Below are 16,130 nucleotides of genomic sequence, written 5' to 3' on the forward strand. Positions count from 1 at the left end.
CATTAATAGGACAATTTATTGATTTCATAATATAGACGGATAAAGAAGTTACTTTGCGGAGGAATTATATATGCTGCAACAGATTGGAGAACGCATTCGGGTTTTAAGGAAACAAAAAGGAATCGGACTAAATGCATTTGCGGCACAACTGAATATTTCACCCGCTTATTTAAGTAATTTGGAAACAGGAAAAACAGATACCATTCAACTGTCTGTTCTTGAAAAACTTCAAGATGAACTTTCACTCCTTCCTGTTGAATATCTTCATGACCCGCGTAACGAATTGGATATACGGATTCAGCAATCTGCTAATAAACTAAAAGCATTAGCTGACACAAATCGAGAAGCAGTTGAGTTTTTACTCGCCAATTTGGAAAATAGTCTTAACTTTTTTCAGGATAGAAAGTAACCTTGTACTATAATTATGACCAATGCTTGGTAATTTATTCATGGTTGTGAACAAATTGTTCACCACCATGAATAAATATCATAAAAAAAGGAGAGTCTTACCACTAGAGTGGTGACTCTCTTTTTGTTTGCTTAAATGTAACCTGGATATTGTTTTGGTTTTTTCCGATTTGTTTATCCACTAGATGGAGAATTGCCTTTTCTTTCAATTTGAGATCACAGTCATTTACTTTTTGCTTTATTTGGTGAGCTAATTCGTGATTACAAAGGTCGGTGATATCAACAAAAGAAACCTTTTCAGAACCGCAATAAACCGAATAACTGATCTTCAGATCGTCCATTTGCAATTCCCCCTTGTCCTAAACATATGCAAGGAACTGGATGGGACAACCCTTATTTTCATCTTCATTTTTTTCAACCTTAAACCATATATATGAGACAAACGGTGTAGGGGGCATTCAAATGATCCAACAACATAATGAAATTACTGAACGTTCAATCGCCCTGTATTGCCGCGTTTCTACGGATGAACAGGCACGAGAAGGTGTATCGCTTGATGAACAACAAGAACGGTTAAAAGCCTATTGTCGTGCCATGGGTTGGACTGAATATCCAATTGTTTTTGTAGATGATGGGTATTCAGCTAAAGATTTGGAACGTCCTCAATTAAAGCGATTATTGGAAGATATAGATGCAGGGAAAATTTCAAAGATTTTAGTGACGAAACTTGACCGTCTCAGCAGAAGATTGCTTCATCTTTTGGAACTGATCGAATCCTTTCACCAAAAGAACGTTTCTTTCATTTCCATCAGTGAAGCGTTTGATACCAACACCCCAGCAGGTCGTCTGACACTTCAGGTGTTAGGTGCGGTTGCAGAATTTGAACGCGAGAGAATTCGAGAACGCGTTTTTGAAAATATGTTCCATGCAGCAAGCCATGGAAAATGGCTTACACAAAGTCCTTATGGGTATCGGCTAGAGAATAAGGAATTGGTCATTCATGAACCCGAAGCAAAAGTGGTCCGCCGAGTGTATGATTGGTACTTGAATGAGGGGATTGGCTATTATTCCATTGCGAAACAATTAAATGAGGAAAATGTTCCCTCAAGACAAAAAAAAGAGTGGTCGATACGCTCCATTAAATTAATGCTTACTAACCCTGTTTATAAAGGCACACTTGTTTGGAATAGAATCGATTCAAGCAAATCAAAGCGCCCTGAAAAAGATGATAAGGAATGGGTAATTGTGGATGATGCTCTCCCAGTCATTATTGAAAAAGGCACCTGGGAAAAGGTACAGAATAAGGTGAATAAAAAACAAATGGCACCAAGAGCTCAAACAAGCCCGCATCTTCTAGGGGGATTGCTGAAGTGTGGAAATTGTGGATCAGGAATGAGTATTGGTTGGTCAGGTTCAGAAAAAAGACGGTATCGAGTTTATCGGTGCTCAGCTAATAAAAATAAAGGAACCTGCACGAGCAAACAATACAAAGCCGATGAAGTTGAATCATGGTTTAAAAAAGGGCTTTTACATCTATCCAATTCATTCAGTTCAGAAATGATTCCTCACCTTATCCAAAAAAGCATGGCAGAGGACCAAAGTTCAATTGAACAAAAAATACGCTCAGCTAAGAATCGATACAAAAGAAAAGTCGAAGCATACACGGCGGGCTTAATTGAACTAGTGGATTTAAATGAAGAAAAGGGAAGAATGGAGAAATTTCTCGAAGAAGTAAAAAACGAGGCTCAGAGACCTGAAGTCCATATGGGTGAACTGCAAAAACTGGTAACCAAAAAGATTAAAAACGTTATTGATGCAATCGAAGCATTACCTGTCCCTGAGGCAAAGTCACTGATTAAAACCATTGTGGAAAAAGTCATTTTGAAGGGAGAAAAGAATTTAGAAATTGTTTTCGATATTCGTTAATGGAGTTGTTCAATATGCATGAAGTGACTTTGGCTGAAATGTTTGAATCAAGCGATTATACCAGTGTGCTACATCTCAAGCATGCATTAATTCATAATAAATCGGCAGGCTTTGTGTTTTTTAAGGAGGATATAAGTTCGCTCGATTGGGGAACGCCGTTTGAGTTTTATCATTACTTCACTTCTGGAGGCATCGAATATAGCAATGCTTTTCCCGTACCAATAAAAGTATTCTACGAAAACCTAAGGATAGCCCCGCGTTTCAATTTCCTAATGAGATATTATAACGAATATTACGATGAAAATAACCTTCCCTCAGAAGGATTCTTTAACAGTTTGATGGTATTTCCTGCGCGGCACTTTGCCTGGTTCTACAAAACCACTAATGAAAGGGAGACATTGTAACAATCATGGAATGGACACCTTTTGATTCACCTTTGGAAGAACATCCTGACAGGGCTCATATCACTTATTTAGCAAGGAGCTTTTGTATTGAACCCGTGTTCATGCATCATCTATACGTCCATGGTATAAAGGATGAGGAGGATTTATCCCTCTTCCTTTTTCCATCACTTAATGACCTTCACGATCCTTTCTTGTTAAACGATATGAAAAAGGCTATCTACCGTATCGCTCGCGCCATTAAACAAAAGGAAAACATCCTTATATTTGGGGATTATGACGTTGATGGCATTTCATCTTCAACCCTTTTATACCAAGCGTTGAAAATGTTTAAAGCCAATGTCTATTTTCGTTTACCCATTCGGAGCGAGGGATACGGACTTTCCCCCATGGCGGTTGATAAGCTTCCAGATGATATTGCCCTAATCATAACCGTTGATAATGGATCAAGTGCCCATCCCGCATTGGAAGTTGCAAAACGGAAAGGGATTGATGTGATAGTTACTGACCATCACGATATTCTTGGTGCTCATCCTAAGTGCCTTGCATTTATCAACCCAAAAAGAAGCGATAATACTTACCCCTTTACAGGGTTAGCGGGTGCAGGGGTTGCATTAAAAGTTGTACAAGCCCTATTTATGGCTGCAAAAATTGATTGGGCACCTTATGCTCATCAATTCCTGGAGTTAGCCACACTTGGAACAATTGCTGATTTGATGCCACTAAAAGGTGAGAATCGTGTTATTTGCTGGTTCGGATTAAAGAAAATGAATACGGATCCACAGCCTGTTTTAAAGAAGTTATTTAAGATGTTAAAAATCAATTATGTAGACAGTTCAACCATTGGATTCCAAATCGGACCGATATTCAATTCATGTGGTCGAATTGATGATCCAAATAAAGCAGTAAGGACGCTCATTAATCCTTGTCCGACTGACCAGGAATTGTATCAACTAATCAAATTAAATAAAAAGCGGCAGGAAATGACGAAAGTGCAATTTAACCGTGTTGCAAAAAAAATTGTGGAAAATGAATGGTACAAACAAAAGGTTATCGTGGTCAATGATGACTTTGATAATGGAATTATCGGCATTATTGCTGCCAGAATAACCAGCACCTTTAAAAGACCAGCAATTGTCATTTCAAAAACAGGAACAGGTTCTGCAAGAAGTGTAAATGGAACTGACTTTTCCATCATTAACGTTATACAAAAGTGTTCTGGGCACCTAACGAAATATGGCGGTCATAAAGCTGCGGCTGGATTATCAATGGATTTAAAGCAATTCAATGAATTCAACCTTGCAATTCAAAGAGCAGCCGTTGAAGAAGCACCAATCAGACCGAAAGTTAACTATATTGGTAAAGTCCCTTTACACCAATTCCCCATTCATTTATTTGATGACCTGGTGGCATTGGAACCGTTTGGGATGGCATTTCCCAAACCATTATTCTATAGTTCTCCGATCGTTATCAGACAGTATCAAACATTCGGAAAGAATAATGAACATTTAAAAATTAATGTTAAAAGAAAAGAAGCTAATGCATTTTTCAAGGGCAGTTTCCTCCCACAATTACAAAGGGCTCCATTGACAGAATTCCTTTACACCCCTAATTGCATAAAGAAAAAAGATTTTCTAATCCATGATTTAAGAAACGCCAAATAACAAAGGAGCCTTTAAGACTCCTTTGTTTCTTTATTTTATTACTACTTTATTTATTATTACTTTATTATTATCTTTTACTTTACCCTTCGAGGGATATTATTGGGTGACTCAAGTTCATTTGCCTATTAAGAGAGACTAGCTAATCTAAATTGCCAGCCTCCACCTTGTCGTCCTCATTTACTACTACTTCCTTAAGTTTTACTCTTATCGCATTTTTGAGCATGGACTTTAAATTTCTATATGGTTTGTCCGTAATTGGGCAGCGATATTCATCCATTTCAACTATGTTATCTTCAAGACATTCCGTTTCACTAAAAAATACTGAATAAATATCTTTTATGAAAACATCGTTTTTCTTTCCATAATCCCCCACCTTACTACTGAATTCCTTACTCACATCACTGAATAGTGAAGTAAAGTCCTTATATGATAAAGTTTTATTTGAGCTTTCTCTATTTGGTTTAGATTTTATAATTGCATTATTATTAGATGAAGTTACTTGCTGATTCATCAAGGCATTCTGACCAGCCAGCTCTTTACGCATTTCCTCAACCTGTTCATATAACTCTTCCAAAAAACAGTAGTCCTCTCTAACTATTTCAAGTTCATTAGTCAGATCATAAATCCTTTGATTTGCATGTAACAATTGATTGGATAGATTTATTATCTGATTTTCCAACTGAAGTTTTTCTAATTCCCATTCGTTAACTTTTTCTTGTGGTAAATCCTTACTCCTCACCTCTTCGGTGGTCATTTCAACCTCTTTTTCAATTGGAATATCGGAATCAATTCGAAACGCATTCTTAACATACCAATCATGAACAGCCATTATTTCTGGCATACCTGGTCTTTGTTCTTCTATAAATTCAAATAAATCTTCATGGTGGATTCTCCAACCATCTTTACGATTTTCCGACCTCTCCGCTCTAATTTTTCCCTCACGAATCCAACGTGTAACCATTTGTATTGAGTCTGTAATGTAATAATTCTGAAGTATGTTTAAGGCTTGGTGGACATTATAAAAGTTCATCTGATTTAACAACTCCCCATAAATTTACCTAAGTAAATATATGAGTAGTGTCATATATAACATGTCTATTTAAGAAAAAAAGACCACCTATAAAGTGGTGATCTCGAAGCGAAATTCGCAGTAATTTATGTTGTAGATTTCAACTAATCACTCGCTGTGAATAACAGAATAGGGTTTTTAAACTAAACTATTCAAGATACTTTCGTCATTTGAATATATTTGTTCGTCTGATGCATTAACAATTAAATTATTGTATTTTGTTACCTCTTCTTCTTTAACTTCAATAATTGATTGATTAGTGTTATTGGATATTAATAAAGCTAATTCAGGGGAAATTGGGTAATATAGTTCAAATTCCTTTGCTTCTTCATAAACAGAATAATCTACAAGTGTATTAATTATTGGTTGGTCTCCTGTTATAAAGGGCAAGGAACTGATATTTTTTAGCATTACGACCCGTAAAGTACGACTCGTGCTAAGAGTCATGGCAAGATTTGTAGCTAATATAAAATAAAGCACACTCCACACATTTTCAATTTGCGAAGGAGATACAGGCAAAGGACCCGCCGCAAATGATTTCAAGATGTTATTCTTCATCATGCTCGTTCTAACATACTGCAAACAAAGGAAAAACATAAATTCAAACTTTGCATGTGAGCTTTTCAGAAAATCGATGTTGCCGCTTTTTAGTGAATCCAAGTACGGCAAGGCTGTCTCTTCTATTTGACAATGAACATCCTCAACTAGGTTATTCATAATTACATCCAGTTTCTCTTCTTGTTGTTCGTCCCATTTACCTTGTTGTTCTAATATCTCTTTCTGTCTAAAAATGTCTGTAAATAGTTTTATCCAATTCTTATTTATCTGTTGAATTTCTTGAGTCCAATAGTTCTTAATAAAACCTTGTTCTATTATTGAAATTTCAAGTGGACTAAGATTTCTAAGTCTATAAAAATCCCTTGCCTTTCCGATATTTTTTGGAAGTACACGAAATACTTTATTATTTCTAAGACAGAATAAATATCCTGAATCATCTGACCATGAAGTTAAATAATATCTCCAGATATAATGCTGTCCCCGTTTTTTCTTCATTTCTGATTTACTTCCTTCGGATTTTCCTGAAGAACTATGATCGAACGTGGTAAAGATGTTGTTTGACAATTTTCTTTTATTTCTAACTGTAATTAATACAACTGCAATAACAAACACAACGATAGCTGTAATTAAATATTTCATTTATAGATCCTCCTCTCATTATTTTTACATATCAGGATATTAGCCTGTTTTCTTTGGTAAATCCTTTTTTGGATCCTTATCCTTTCAACTCCTTTATAAGTTAATCCGTCTGCAAATCAAATGCTTTACGGAACTCAGATATTTAAATGACCTAACATCTGGCTGAGTAACAATTAAAACATTCACAGTAATTGGATTTACCTCAAAGCTTTTCCCCAAACCCAATCTAATAATCCCATTCTTCTATCCTCATCATATCACCTTTTAATGAGCTATTATTCATCGTGCTCACGATGCCATCCTATTGTTCTTTAACTAACGCACCCTTTAGTAAACCATCGTTAACACCAGCTCACAAAAGTGCTGGATTACAACTTAGGGTCAAGGGGTATATATACCTATCTTCCTTTTTCTTAATACCTCCTGCTGAGCTTTCTTTATCCCAAAGAGAACTTGACGGGAGGTGATAGGATTGAGAAAGATCTATGGGATTCAAAAATTAATCGTTTATCTTGCTTCAGTAGGTTATCCGCTTGCTGAGGAGCAAGTCCACGATCTTATTCTAAATAAAGATATACCTCATCTTAGACCTATCAGTAATATGATTGTCTTTAATTTAGATCATATAGATTGGTGGGTTAGTCAGCGATTAAAACCATAGTTCGGACCCTGCTTAGGCAGGGTTTACTTTTTGTTTCAATTTCAACTAAAGCCCCCGTTAGCCATCCATGAAGCTCAAGATCAGCGCTTCACCACAGAGAATGAAAATATTGCGAACTGCCCATACTGGTTCTGAATCCAGTCAATCTAATGCATAGACCAATGAAATGTGCCTCTCTCCATTTCTTCAACGAATGAGAAGGGTCTTCTTTGGCATTGTCTTTTTCGAAGTTACAGAAGTTTATATTTATGGAATTTGCAATTTTTCCCGTTTCCTGTTACGATAAGAAAGAATTATTTTTGTTCGGTGTAAAGGATAGTATGAGTATCGACTTTTCGTCTTGATGATCACTTTGGGCAAGGATAGTAACACATTGTGCGGTAACGCACTAGGAGGCAACACAAATGGAACAAGGTACAGTTAAATGGTTTAATGCAGAAAAAGGTTTCGGCTTTATCGAACGTGAAAATGGAGACGACGTATTCGTACACTTCTCTGCTATCCAAAGTGAAGGTTTCAAATCTTTAGACGAAGGTCAAAAAGTAACGTTTGACGTTGAGCAAGGTGCTCGAGGCGCTCAAGCTGCTAACGTTCAAAAAGCTTAATCTTAAATCGATTATACAAACAGGCTCTATATATAGAGCCTGTTTTTTTATGTTCTCTGTATAATACTTAATAAAAACCCCCACTCATACGTTCGAGTAGGGTAATGGTACAGGTAATGTAAAATGATTTAAAGCTTCAAAGGTTTGTTTGTAGTATAACATACCGATTGACAAAATGAGGAATGTATATGGTTATTTATTTTTCTTTTAATTAAATTTTGGAGGATCAACCATATTATTTGTTTCTGGCAATTAATTGATGTATGTTTTGGCAGTATGTTAATCAATCTTTGTGAATTATTACTTAAGGGAAATATGTATAAATACTAATATTTATACATATTTATGAAATTATGCTAACTGCACTAACGGGCAGTTTACTTTAAGAAAAGACTATTAAAACATTTCTGAAATGTTATCATAAGAATTAAAAGGAGAAAAACGTAATGAAATTTTACATAGTTGATGTTTTTGCGGAAAAACCATATGAAGGAAATCAATTAGCTGTTTGTATTCCTGATGAGGATATTAAACAAGAAGAAATGCAACAAATTGCAAAGGAAATAAACTTTTCAGAAACTACATTTATTATGTCAGGATTACAAAAAAATAGTGGCTACAATGTAAAGATTTTTACACCTGATTCAGAGATACCATTTGCGGGACATCCTACACTTGGTACTGCATACGTTATTCAACGTTTCATAGATGGTAATAATTCAAATGAAATTAAACTTAATCTTGAAGTTGGACAGATTCCTGTAATGTTTAATGGTCAAGAGGGTTGGATGTTACAAAACCAACCAATATTTAAAAATACAATAGACGCAGAAATTATTTCGAAAATTCTCCAAATTGACATTGGGGATATCAATGTTGAACTTCCTGTCCAAGTAGTTTCAACTGGATTACCAAGCATTATTGTAAATTTAAAGACTTTAGATGCAGTAAACCGATGTAAAATAAATCATAAACTTTATGACGAACTTTTAGAGGAAATAGGAGATGCAAATATTCTTATCTTTACAAAAGAAACAGTAAATCCATCTAACGATTTACATGCAAGAGTCTTTATGTTTACGTCAGGTCATTTAGAAGACCCCGCTACGGGCAGTGCTAACGGAAATTTAGCTGGGTATTTATTAGAACATAACGTTTTTGATAGCCAGGATATAAGTTATTCAGTTGAACAAGGTTATTCGATTAATAGGAAATCATTATTAAAAGCAGTAGCTACTAAAAATAATTCCAAATACACAATACAAATAGGTGGTAGTGCTTTTGTTGTAGCAGAAGGCAAATGGTTATAATATGATATTGAACTAACGGGGGCTTTTGTTTAATATCAATAAGTATCAATAAGTCGAAAATATGCAAGTTTTTATTCATTTCTTGCATATATTCGGCTTTTTTATATTCAAAAAACATACTGCCATAAACAGCATTTCTTAATTGCCAAATACACATATTATTATATGATTCGTCTGAAATTAATCTTATTGATCACAAATGATAATACCCGTTTCGGGATAAAAAAATTTAAACTATTTAAATTCTATAATGATTAATTAGCATCACAAGCTATACCGTCATTATCCCTATCAAGGTCGTGTGGGTCTTGAGAAGGGTTCCCCCAGATGAGTGAGTTATCCCCTATATCCACGCTTTTGTTTAATGATTTCAGCCAAACCAAACGACCTTCTGCCTATATATGAATTTGGTTCATCAATGTCGGGCAATAAGCTTCCTAATGAAACACCTCCCAAATATCCGATTGTAAATGGATATGAAATAATAGTTGCCACCAGCCGCCGCAGCGATGGATGTAGCTAAATGGGTTTTATAAAGGATGATACTACCTCCTTTCTAAGGAGTATATACCTAGCTTATTTATTCATTTTTTATGTTTTAGAACCCAATATAATACCAAGCCACAACATTTATTCTGGTCGACTGCACAAAAAAAACGACTATTCTAATGAATAGACAAAATGTAGTACAAGTTTACAAGCACTTGGGCGAAGAGTAAGATAATAAAGGATGATATAAACCGTTAATAAGAGGAGTTGATTTTCTTGGTTTGTCAAAGTAAGAACGAACCAGAACCCAGTTCGAACACAGGGGAAGTCATAATCGTACAAACCCTTAGATGTTTGATTAAAGAAATCGACTCTTTTGTTTTGTAAGAGTATTTTGACTTCCTTAAAGAGATAAGGAGGTTATAACATGCTGAATATTTATTTAACTAACGAAAATGGTGTCCTTCATGAAACCGATGAAATAACTAAAGGATGCTGGATTAACCTGGTGTCGCCTACTGAACTTGAAATCATTCGAGTTGCAAAAACTTTAAATCTACCTATAGACTTTTTAAAAGATCCACTAGATGAAGAGGAACGCTCAAGGATTGAGAAAGATAATAATAATGTTTTAATTATCGTTAACATGCCGTTACTGTCAAAAGACGAAAATGACATTCCTATATATGACACAATCCCTTTGGGGATGATTATTGCAAATGATTGTTTTATTACAATCTGCTTGAAAGATAATCCCATTTTTCACGTTTTTGCGCAAAACAAAATTAAACAATTCTTTACCTTTAAACGAACAAGGTTTGCCTTTCAAATTCTGTATTTAATAGCCACTTCTTTCCTAAAATATCTTAAGCAAATCATTAAAAAAACTGACAGGATTGAAAAAGAGCTGCATGAGTCATTGAAGAACAAAGAACTGTTCTCGTTACTGAACATGCAAAAGAGTTTAGTTTATTTCACAACATCCTTAAAATCCAATAACATCGTTATGCAGAAGATGTTAAAAAGCAATTATCTAAAAATGTTTGAAGATGACCAAGAATTGCTGGAGGACGTAATCATAGAAAATCAACAAGCAATTGAGATGGCTGAAACCCATACAACCATTCTAAGTGGAATGATGGATGCTTTTGCATCTGTTATTTCAAATAACTTGAATATGGTGATGAAGTTTTTAGCTTCAGTGACCATCATCTTAGCTTTACCGACAATGGTATCAAGTTTTTACGGGATGAATGTCGGTATCCCTTTTCAAGATAACCCTTTTGCTTTTTATGGTGCCATTATTTTATCCGTCATTCTTTCATCCATTACCGCGTTTATCTTTTGGAAGAAGAGATTTTTTTAATACTAGCCTTAGCAGTTCTTAATTAAAAGCCATGACAAAAAGAGCTTGGAAATTCATTTCCCAGCTCTTTTTTTATCTCATCATTTACTGTTCAACTTGACTAAAATTTTACGGTAGCACCTAAAGCATTCTCTAAACTTTCCTTGGATATTTGTTAAACATTCACCTAACCATTTTCTTCTTATTTAAACCAACCCTTTTTCTTAAACCAAATAAACATACCAATTCCTATGAGAAACATAAGAGATAAGGCTTCAAAATACCCGTAATCCCATTTTAATTCAGGCATATGTTCAAAATTCATCCCGTAAATTCCTGCGATGAAAGTCAGAGGCATAAAAATGGTGGTTATGACGGTCAGAACTTTCATTACATGATTGGTTTGTGTTGAATTTAGTGCTATGTAACTTTCCCTTATATCGGTTGTTAATTCTCGATTTGCTTCAATCATTTCCCCAAGTCTCACAAGATGGTCATAAATATCTGTAAAATATTCCTTTTTCAATTGTAGTGAAGTCAATCTTTGGGAATTCAATATTCGGTAACCCAAGTCCTGCATTGGAGAAATTACCTGCCTTAAGGTAAGAAGATCATGTCTTGCATCAAATAAGTCTTTTAGGAGCAACTCCATCGTTTTATTTTGAGGATTATTGTCAATTTCATTTAAAATCTCCTCTATTCCCTGGACTAAAGGGAAGTAATTATCGACTATTTTATCAATCACCTCATACAACACAAGAGAAGGGTTCCAACTTTTAATATTCGAACTTTGTTCAAGGCGTTTCCACACTTTATCGATTGCTTCAGATTTTTCATAATGATATGTAACAATAAATTTTTCGCCTAAAAAAATATCAACTTCTTCTTTTGTTAAGTTATGAGAATTTAACGCCTGTGCTACAAAAAAAACGTGGTCTTCATAATAATCTAATTTCGGTCGTTGTAAAGTATGAATACAGTCTTCAATTGCAAGGGGGTGAAAGTTAAAAGGTTTCCTTAAGTATTCAACTTCCTCGTTGCTGGGTTGGTCAAAATCCACCCAGAACCATAAATAATCCCCTTTAAGGAGATCAGAAATTTCCACATTCATTTTCATTTCTGACTCTTTGTTAATTGCTAAGGTTTTTACCATTTTTTCACCTTTTTCCTCAAACACTAATAAGTTAATCCGATTATTACCCCTTTACCAAGTTCCTTTAATTGAAGTAGATATAATTAGATTCCCAATAACTTTTTGTTTAAAACCAAACCAATTAAAAAATGCGGATTGAATGCACATTAAGACGACTTTTCTAGGAATAGTCACAAATATGATTGCGGGGGATGGCGTTCGTAAATCCTCAACATCGCCCTCATTCATTTTATTTTTTGCTCCTTGATAGTTAAAAAAGACAGCCAAGTAAAATCAGGGGCTGTCTTTTTGCTAAAACCGCATATTAGTTTTTGGTCTTTTCCTTATAATAATTTCTTTGTCAGCCTTGTTGATGTCCACATCATAATCAGAACGTTTACCTGTTACCGAACAAACCCCCCAACTATCTGCAATTATTATTTCTACTGCGGTTTCCCTTTTTCGATAACCCTTCCTTTTTTGTATCGGAACATTATCTTCTAACCGAACTATTGCTGTGGGTATGTCACCTTTTTCGTTTTGCTTGATTGTTACATCTTTTGTACTCTTAATGGTCCAGCTTTGTTCTTTTATTGTAAACACTTTATTTCCTCCCTTTTCTTTATTATAAAGCCATTCCAACAAAAAGATAAGAAAAGCCGCCAGAAACCGCAGCTTAGTGACGGTTATTTATTTCACTTAATTCCTTAATTCTAATTTCTATTTGTTGAATTTCTCTCGGTAAGAATTCTAAAAGTTGATAATAAAGGTCAGCATTATAATTCATCCCAGGATATATTATGGTTCATGCTTCGACTCCACGCTCTTTAAGAAGACTTAAACGATCCTTAGTTTCCAATAGTGATATTTGTAAATTCTCCAATAGACTTGCCATCGTGCTATCTCCTCCTCCCAAAAAACTAATAGTAGTTAATCATTTTTGGCTGGCAGGTCACTAATAAACATAGCTTCACTTAAAAGTTCGTAACATACAAGTTCGATGGGAATCATCAATATGCTCCTTTAATTTTCTCCCTATAAGTAATAACTATTACTCATTACAGCAATTATTGGAAGGGTTTGGACAAACAGTCTATGATAATTTAAGCTGTTGATATGCTTGAAGCCAGCAACTAAAAAAAGGTTTCAGCAAATTGTTCTTCTGAAATTACTCTTAATCCATTTCTTTTTAATAAAGCAGAAGTAACGCCCATCCCCTCAATTTTTTCACCAATGAATTCGCCGTTATAAATCTTTAAACTGCCACAGGATGGGCTATTTTCCTTTAGGACCACTATATCCTCAATCCATTCAAAGACTTCATCTCCTAAGGCTTGAATTTGCTCATTTTCTGTTTCATCTTGTGAATAAAGGTACATATCAATTATTCTGGCAATAGCTCTAGATAGATTTTGCTCCTTTTCCATTAGCTCAATAACATAAGAGTCTGCGAATCTGCGGTTGTTGAGTTAAAGTACCCGATAGTAAACTACATTTCTTATCAAAGTGTAATTTCTATCCAGGATAAAAAAGTTAATTGTCTCTTTTATCATTTACAACTGTAAACACGGACTACGGGCTAGTTAATATTAACTTTCGGGGTTTGGCTTCAAATATTTTATACCCAATTTCAAACATATGGTCCTTTGTAACTGTTACCTCACAATAATAAGGGATTGATTTTCCATAAGCATCAAGTGCTGGAATATCATTGAAAGTAAACAGTTCATCTGTATCGAGCATTTTAAAGTCCGCCGTAGAAGAACGACCTGATGAATCTATTTCGATAACACATTTTCCACTCACGACATCATATTCCTTTAGCACAACATATTTTAGGCTTGGAAGAGTAGCCGCTAAAAATAAAACACCAATTAAAAAGCTTCCCAAGCTTTTTCCTACATTTAATAATGTATATTCTTTATCAACATACATAGCAATAAAGCCGAATATTGCAATTATTACTAAAAAAACCCCTACTAGAACCATTCCATAATAAAAGAACATCTTTTCACTTCCTATAATTAACCTACCCTGTTAGCCCAGCAAGCCAGTAGTCCATTATGAAAAAAATACCCATAAAGCAAAAGCCCCTATTACAATTGGAATAAGTGACAACAGTACAAGTATTATTTTTGCAGCAAAATAGGATTTACTTGCTAATTTGTGGGAAAGAACCATATCCTGTTCTGCCCAAGAAGCATAAGTATCGTTTCTTTTCCCACTTCTTAACTTCTTTCCAATGCTCTTCTTCCGTATAATTTAACAAAACAAATATGAAAAAGATCAATCCTGGAATTAAAAACAATAATCCAACAACCCAAGCATTCACCCTATCCGTTCCATCCTAACTAAAACAACGGTCTGAAAAATTGTAGCAGAATTAAACTTCAACTGCTTCAGGAAATAAACGGTAACTCTTGTTCCAATAACCTGCCCGTTAGCCATCCATGAAGCACAAAATAAAGTGCTTCACTACAGAGATGAAAATATAGTGAACTGCCCATACTAGTTCTTAATCCAACAAATGCAGTCCATAGCGATTGGTTACGCTGAGGGTTATGGAAGCATTAGAGTGGATGGTTATAATGAAATGGAAACCGTTAAACGTTGTTATCGCGATGTACTTTCTCTAATAAAAGCAAAGAAGTCGGGGACCCATCGTAAATCCCTCAAAGTAAGAAATTGAAATGAAAGTTAGTGGTGTTATCTGTTATCCCCATGTTGGTTACATGTTTCTTGACAGCCTGAACGACTATTCATTTGAATAGTCGTTTATTATGATGTGTATTCAACAAACGATGGAATGCGCAATAACCCTGCTTTTGTATAGTTTCTGAACTTCACCTTGCACTTTATCTTTGGGTCAATAAAAATAGCTGTTTTATTCTCATCAATTATCAAGTCCTGATACAGGCTGTAAAATTGCTTTTTGGCGTTTGGGTTCATGAATTCCATTACGCCAGCAGGCTTTATTCCTCTTTCTTCCTCAAGACCCAAGAGCAATCCGAATGTATCTTTTTTCAAGCCTGTAATAAAAACATCGGTATATTGATAATTGATGACCTTCAACCAGTCCTGCGACCTCTTATTAATCTGATACTTGCTGTTCGCTTTCTTAAGGACAATCCCTTCCAAGCCCTGCTCCTCTACTAACGCAAAGTAGGCTTTTCCGTTTCCTCTCAACCACTGGACCTTTGCTACTGCGTCTGTATCCTCCAGCATAGTGTCAAGAAGTACCTTTCTTTTGACCAAAGGAAGGTGCGTGACTTTTTGTCCTTCATAATAGATGACATCAAACACACAGTAATGCACTTGATGTTCTGATTTTCTCGACATAAACCGCTCCATCACGGCTTCAAAATCTGGCTTACCCTGATGATCGGTTACCACAAGCTCTCCATCGAGCACCGTGCCATTCGGAATTCGCTCGGCAGCCTCCAATAATTCAGGGAACTTAGCAGTTACATCATTATTGTGACGTGTATATAACTTTATCTGGTTATTAAACTTGGTTAGAATAATGCGAATGCCATCAAGCTTCAGTTCGGTAATATAATCATTATCATCAAAAGGATGCTGTGATTTATGCAACAGCATTGGTGCAACGAACAAATCTACCACCTCATGATAAGAGTAACACGTTTCCCCTTAAAGAGTAGTCAATAAGACCTGATTAGAAGGTGGTAAATAATTCGTTTAATGGAGGAATTTTTAGTGATCAGTTAGAAGGAAGTTGAAGTAAGCTAGGATGTGGCTCTTCCTCTTCCAGCCGTGAAACAAGCTGTAGTAAATCTTTTATCGCCATTTCCTTTGTATAAGCTTCATCATCGTTCAATTGGTTTATAATGCGTAGAGTATATAGTTTTAGCTCTGTGATTATCTCTTTGTATAGTAAAGAATCCAAAAAACAAAAACCTCCT

General features: G+C 35.2%; 17 protein-coding genes. 8 read left to right on the forward strand and 9 right to left on the reverse strand.

The genetic code is table 11. The annotated features are described in order from the left end of the window. Nucleotides 1-70 precede the first annotated feature (70 nt). Entirely contained in the window at nucleotides 71-409 is a 339-nt protein-coding gene (locus CVD28_RS11535; RefSeq protein WP_101592529.1) for a helix-turn-helix domain-containing protein, read from the forward strand. 103 nt (nucleotides 410-512) lie between these two features. On the opposite strand, the gene CVD28_RS11540 is transcribed toward CVD28_RS11535, so the two are convergent. Beyond that, the gene (locus tag CVD28_RS11540) at nucleotides 513-749 is read right to left on the reverse strand and encodes a hypothetical protein (RefSeq protein WP_101592530.1); all 237 of its coding nucleotides are present in this window, start codon (nucleotides 747-749) and stop codon (nucleotides 513-515) included. A 121-nt stretch (nucleotides 750-870) separates the two neighbouring features. Between CVD28_RS11540 and CVD28_RS11545 the strand changes: the two genes are divergently transcribed. Genes CVD28_RS11545 through recJ form a run of 3 tightly spaced genes read left to right on the forward strand, consistent with a single transcriptional unit; the run spans nucleotide 871 to nucleotide 4,399 of the window. Beyond that, nucleotides 871-2,334: a recombinase family protein gene (locus tag CVD28_RS11545; protein WP_101592531.1), complete on the forward strand. Its 1,464-nt coding sequence runs from the start codon at nucleotides 871-873 to the stop codon at nucleotides 2,332-2,334. A gap of 14 nt (nucleotides 2,335-2,348) precedes the next feature. After that, complete coding sequence (locus tag CVD28_RS11550) at nucleotides 2,349-2,738, forward strand: hypothetical protein (protein WP_101592532.1); 390 nt, start codon at nucleotides 2,349-2,351, stop codon at nucleotides 2,736-2,738. Nucleotides 2,739-2,743: 5 nt separating this feature from the next. Beyond that, nucleotides 2,744-4,399, forward strand: coding sequence for a single-stranded-DNA-specific exonuclease RecJ (gene recJ / locus CVD28_RS11555; protein ID WP_101592533.1), 1,656 nt, complete (start codon nucleotides 2,744-2,746; stop codon nucleotides 4,397-4,399). Nucleotides 4,400-4,538: 139 nt separating this feature from the next. On the opposite strand, the gene CVD28_RS11560 is transcribed toward recJ, so the two are convergent. Beyond that, nucleotides 4,539-5,429 (reverse strand): helix-turn-helix domain-containing protein, encoded by an 891-nt coding sequence (locus CVD28_RS11560; RefSeq protein WP_101592534.1) that lies wholly within the window; start codon nucleotides 5,427-5,429, stop codon nucleotides 4,539-4,541. Nucleotides 5,430-5,606: 177 nt separating this feature from the next. Continuing rightward, a complete protein-coding gene (locus CVD28_RS11565) occupies nucleotides 5,607-6,665 on the reverse strand; it encodes a DUF4238 domain-containing protein (RefSeq protein ID WP_257985837.1) in 1,059 nt (352 codons plus the stop codon). A 463-nt stretch (nucleotides 6,666-7,128) separates the two neighbouring features. Between CVD28_RS11565 and CVD28_RS11570 the strand changes: the two genes are divergently transcribed. From CVD28_RS11570 to CVD28_RS11585, 4 genes are all read left to right on the forward strand, one after another. After that, a complete protein-coding gene (locus tag CVD28_RS11570) occupies nucleotides 7,129-7,326 on the forward strand; it encodes a hypothetical protein (RefSeq protein WP_257985838.1) in 198 nt (65 codons plus the stop codon). 404 nt (nucleotides 7,327-7,730) lie between these two features. Further along, the gene (gene cspC / locus CVD28_RS11575) at nucleotides 7,731-7,931 is read left to right on the forward strand and encodes a cold shock protein CspC (RefSeq protein WP_010331195.1); all 201 of its coding nucleotides are present in this window, start codon (nucleotides 7,731-7,733) and stop codon (nucleotides 7,929-7,931) included. Between the two features lie 446 nt (nucleotides 7,932-8,377). Beyond that, the gene (locus tag CVD28_RS11580; RefSeq protein ID WP_101592536.1) at nucleotides 8,378-9,241 is read left to right on the forward strand and encodes a PhzF family phenazine biosynthesis protein; all 864 of its coding nucleotides are present in this window, start codon (nucleotides 8,378-8,380) and stop codon (nucleotides 9,239-9,241) included. 916 nt (nucleotides 9,242-10,157) lie between these two features. Beyond that, the gene (locus tag CVD28_RS11585) at nucleotides 10,158-11,096 is read left to right on the forward strand and encodes a magnesium transporter CorA family protein (RefSeq protein ID WP_101592537.1); all 939 of its coding nucleotides are present in this window, start codon (nucleotides 10,158-10,160) and stop codon (nucleotides 11,094-11,096) included. A gap of 181 nt (nucleotides 11,097-11,277) precedes the next feature. On the opposite strand, the gene corA is transcribed toward CVD28_RS11585, so the two are convergent. The 6 genes from corA to CVD28_RS11620 form a co-directional block, all read right to left on the reverse strand. After that, nucleotides 11,278-12,228 (reverse strand): magnesium/cobalt transporter CorA, encoded by a 951-nt coding sequence (gene corA / locus CVD28_RS11590; RefSeq protein WP_101592569.1) that lies wholly within the window; start codon nucleotides 12,226-12,228, stop codon nucleotides 11,278-11,280. A 291-nt stretch (nucleotides 12,229-12,519) separates the two neighbouring features. Then, nucleotides 12,520-12,810, reverse strand: coding sequence for a hypothetical protein (locus tag CVD28_RS11595; RefSeq protein WP_101592538.1), 291 nt, complete (start codon nucleotides 12,808-12,810; stop codon nucleotides 12,520-12,522). A gap of 530 nt (nucleotides 12,811-13,340) precedes the next feature. Next, complete coding sequence (locus tag CVD28_RS11600) at nucleotides 13,341-13,634, reverse strand: DUF523 domain-containing protein (protein WP_308315081.1); 294 nt, start codon at nucleotides 13,632-13,634, stop codon at nucleotides 13,341-13,343. Nucleotides 13,635-13,779: 145 nt separating this feature from the next. Beyond that, nucleotides 13,780-14,214: a hypothetical protein gene (locus CVD28_RS11605; RefSeq protein WP_101592539.1), complete on the reverse strand. Its 435-nt coding sequence runs from the start codon at nucleotides 14,212-14,214 to the stop codon at nucleotides 13,780-13,782. 771 nt (nucleotides 14,215-14,985) lie between these two features. Continuing rightward, nucleotides 14,986-15,822, reverse strand: a complete 837-nt coding sequence (locus CVD28_RS11615) for an ATP-dependent DNA ligase (RefSeq protein WP_101592541.1) — start codon at nucleotides 15,820-15,822, stop codon at nucleotides 14,986-14,988. Nucleotides 15,823-15,928: 106 nt separating this feature from the next. Next, nucleotides 15,929-16,114, reverse strand: coding sequence for a hypothetical protein (locus CVD28_RS11620; protein ID WP_101592542.1), 186 nt, complete (start codon nucleotides 16,112-16,114; stop codon nucleotides 15,929-15,931). Between the last annotated feature and the right edge of the window lie 16 nt (nucleotides 16,115-16,130).

Origin of the sequence: Bacillus sp. M6-12 (assembly GCF_002860285.1) — a bacterium.
Taxonomy (GTDB): domain Bacteria; phylum Bacillota; class Bacilli; order Bacillales; family DSM-1321; genus Peribacillus.

Excerpts from the sequence above, each read along its gene's own strand:
- CVD28_RS11535 (WP_101592529.1), top strand. The coding sequence starts at position 71 with ATGCTGCAACAGATTGGAGAACGCATTCGGGTTTTAAGGAAACAAAAA.
- CVD28_RS11540 (WP_101592530.1), bottom strand. The coding sequence starts at position 749 with ATGGACGATCTGAAGATCAGTTATTCGGTTTATTGCGGTTCTGAAAAG.
- CVD28_RS11545 (WP_101592531.1), top strand. The coding sequence starts at position 871 with ATGATCCAACAACATAATGAAATTACTGAACGTTCAATCGCCCTGTAT.
- CVD28_RS11550 (WP_101592532.1), top strand. The coding sequence starts at position 2,349 with ATGCATGAAGTGACTTTGGCTGAAATGTTTGAATCAAGCGATTATACC.
- recJ (WP_101592533.1), top strand. The coding sequence starts at position 2,744 with ATGGAATGGACACCTTTTGATTCACCTTTGGAAGAACATCCTGACAGG.
- CVD28_RS11560 (WP_101592534.1), bottom strand. The coding sequence starts at position 5,429 with ATGAACTTTTATAATGTCCACCAAGCCTTAAACATACTTCAGAATTAT.
- CVD28_RS11565 (WP_257985837.1), bottom strand. The coding sequence starts at position 6,665 with ATGAAATATTTAATTACAGCTATCGTTGTGTTTGTTATTGCAGTTGTA.
- cspC (WP_010331195.1), top strand. The coding sequence starts at position 7,731 with ATGGAACAAGGTACAGTTAAATGGTTTAATGCAGAAAAAGGTTTCGGC.
- CVD28_RS11580 (WP_101592536.1), top strand. The coding sequence starts at position 8,378 with ATGAAATTTTACATAGTTGATGTTTTTGCGGAAAAACCATATGAAGGA.
- CVD28_RS11585 (WP_101592537.1), top strand. The coding sequence starts at position 10,158 with ATGCTGAATATTTATTTAACTAACGAAAATGGTGTCCTTCATGAAACC.
- corA (WP_101592569.1), bottom strand. The coding sequence starts at position 12,228 with ATGGTAAAAACCTTAGCAATTAACAAAGAGTCAGAAATGAAAATGAAT.
- CVD28_RS11600 (WP_308315081.1), bottom strand. The coding sequence starts at position 13,634 with ATGGAAAAGGAGCAAAATCTATCTAGAGCTATTGCCAGAATAATTGAT.
- CVD28_RS11605 (WP_101592539.1), bottom strand. The coding sequence starts at position 14,214 with ATGTTCTTTTATTATGGAATGGTTCTAGTAGGGGTTTTTTTAGTAATA.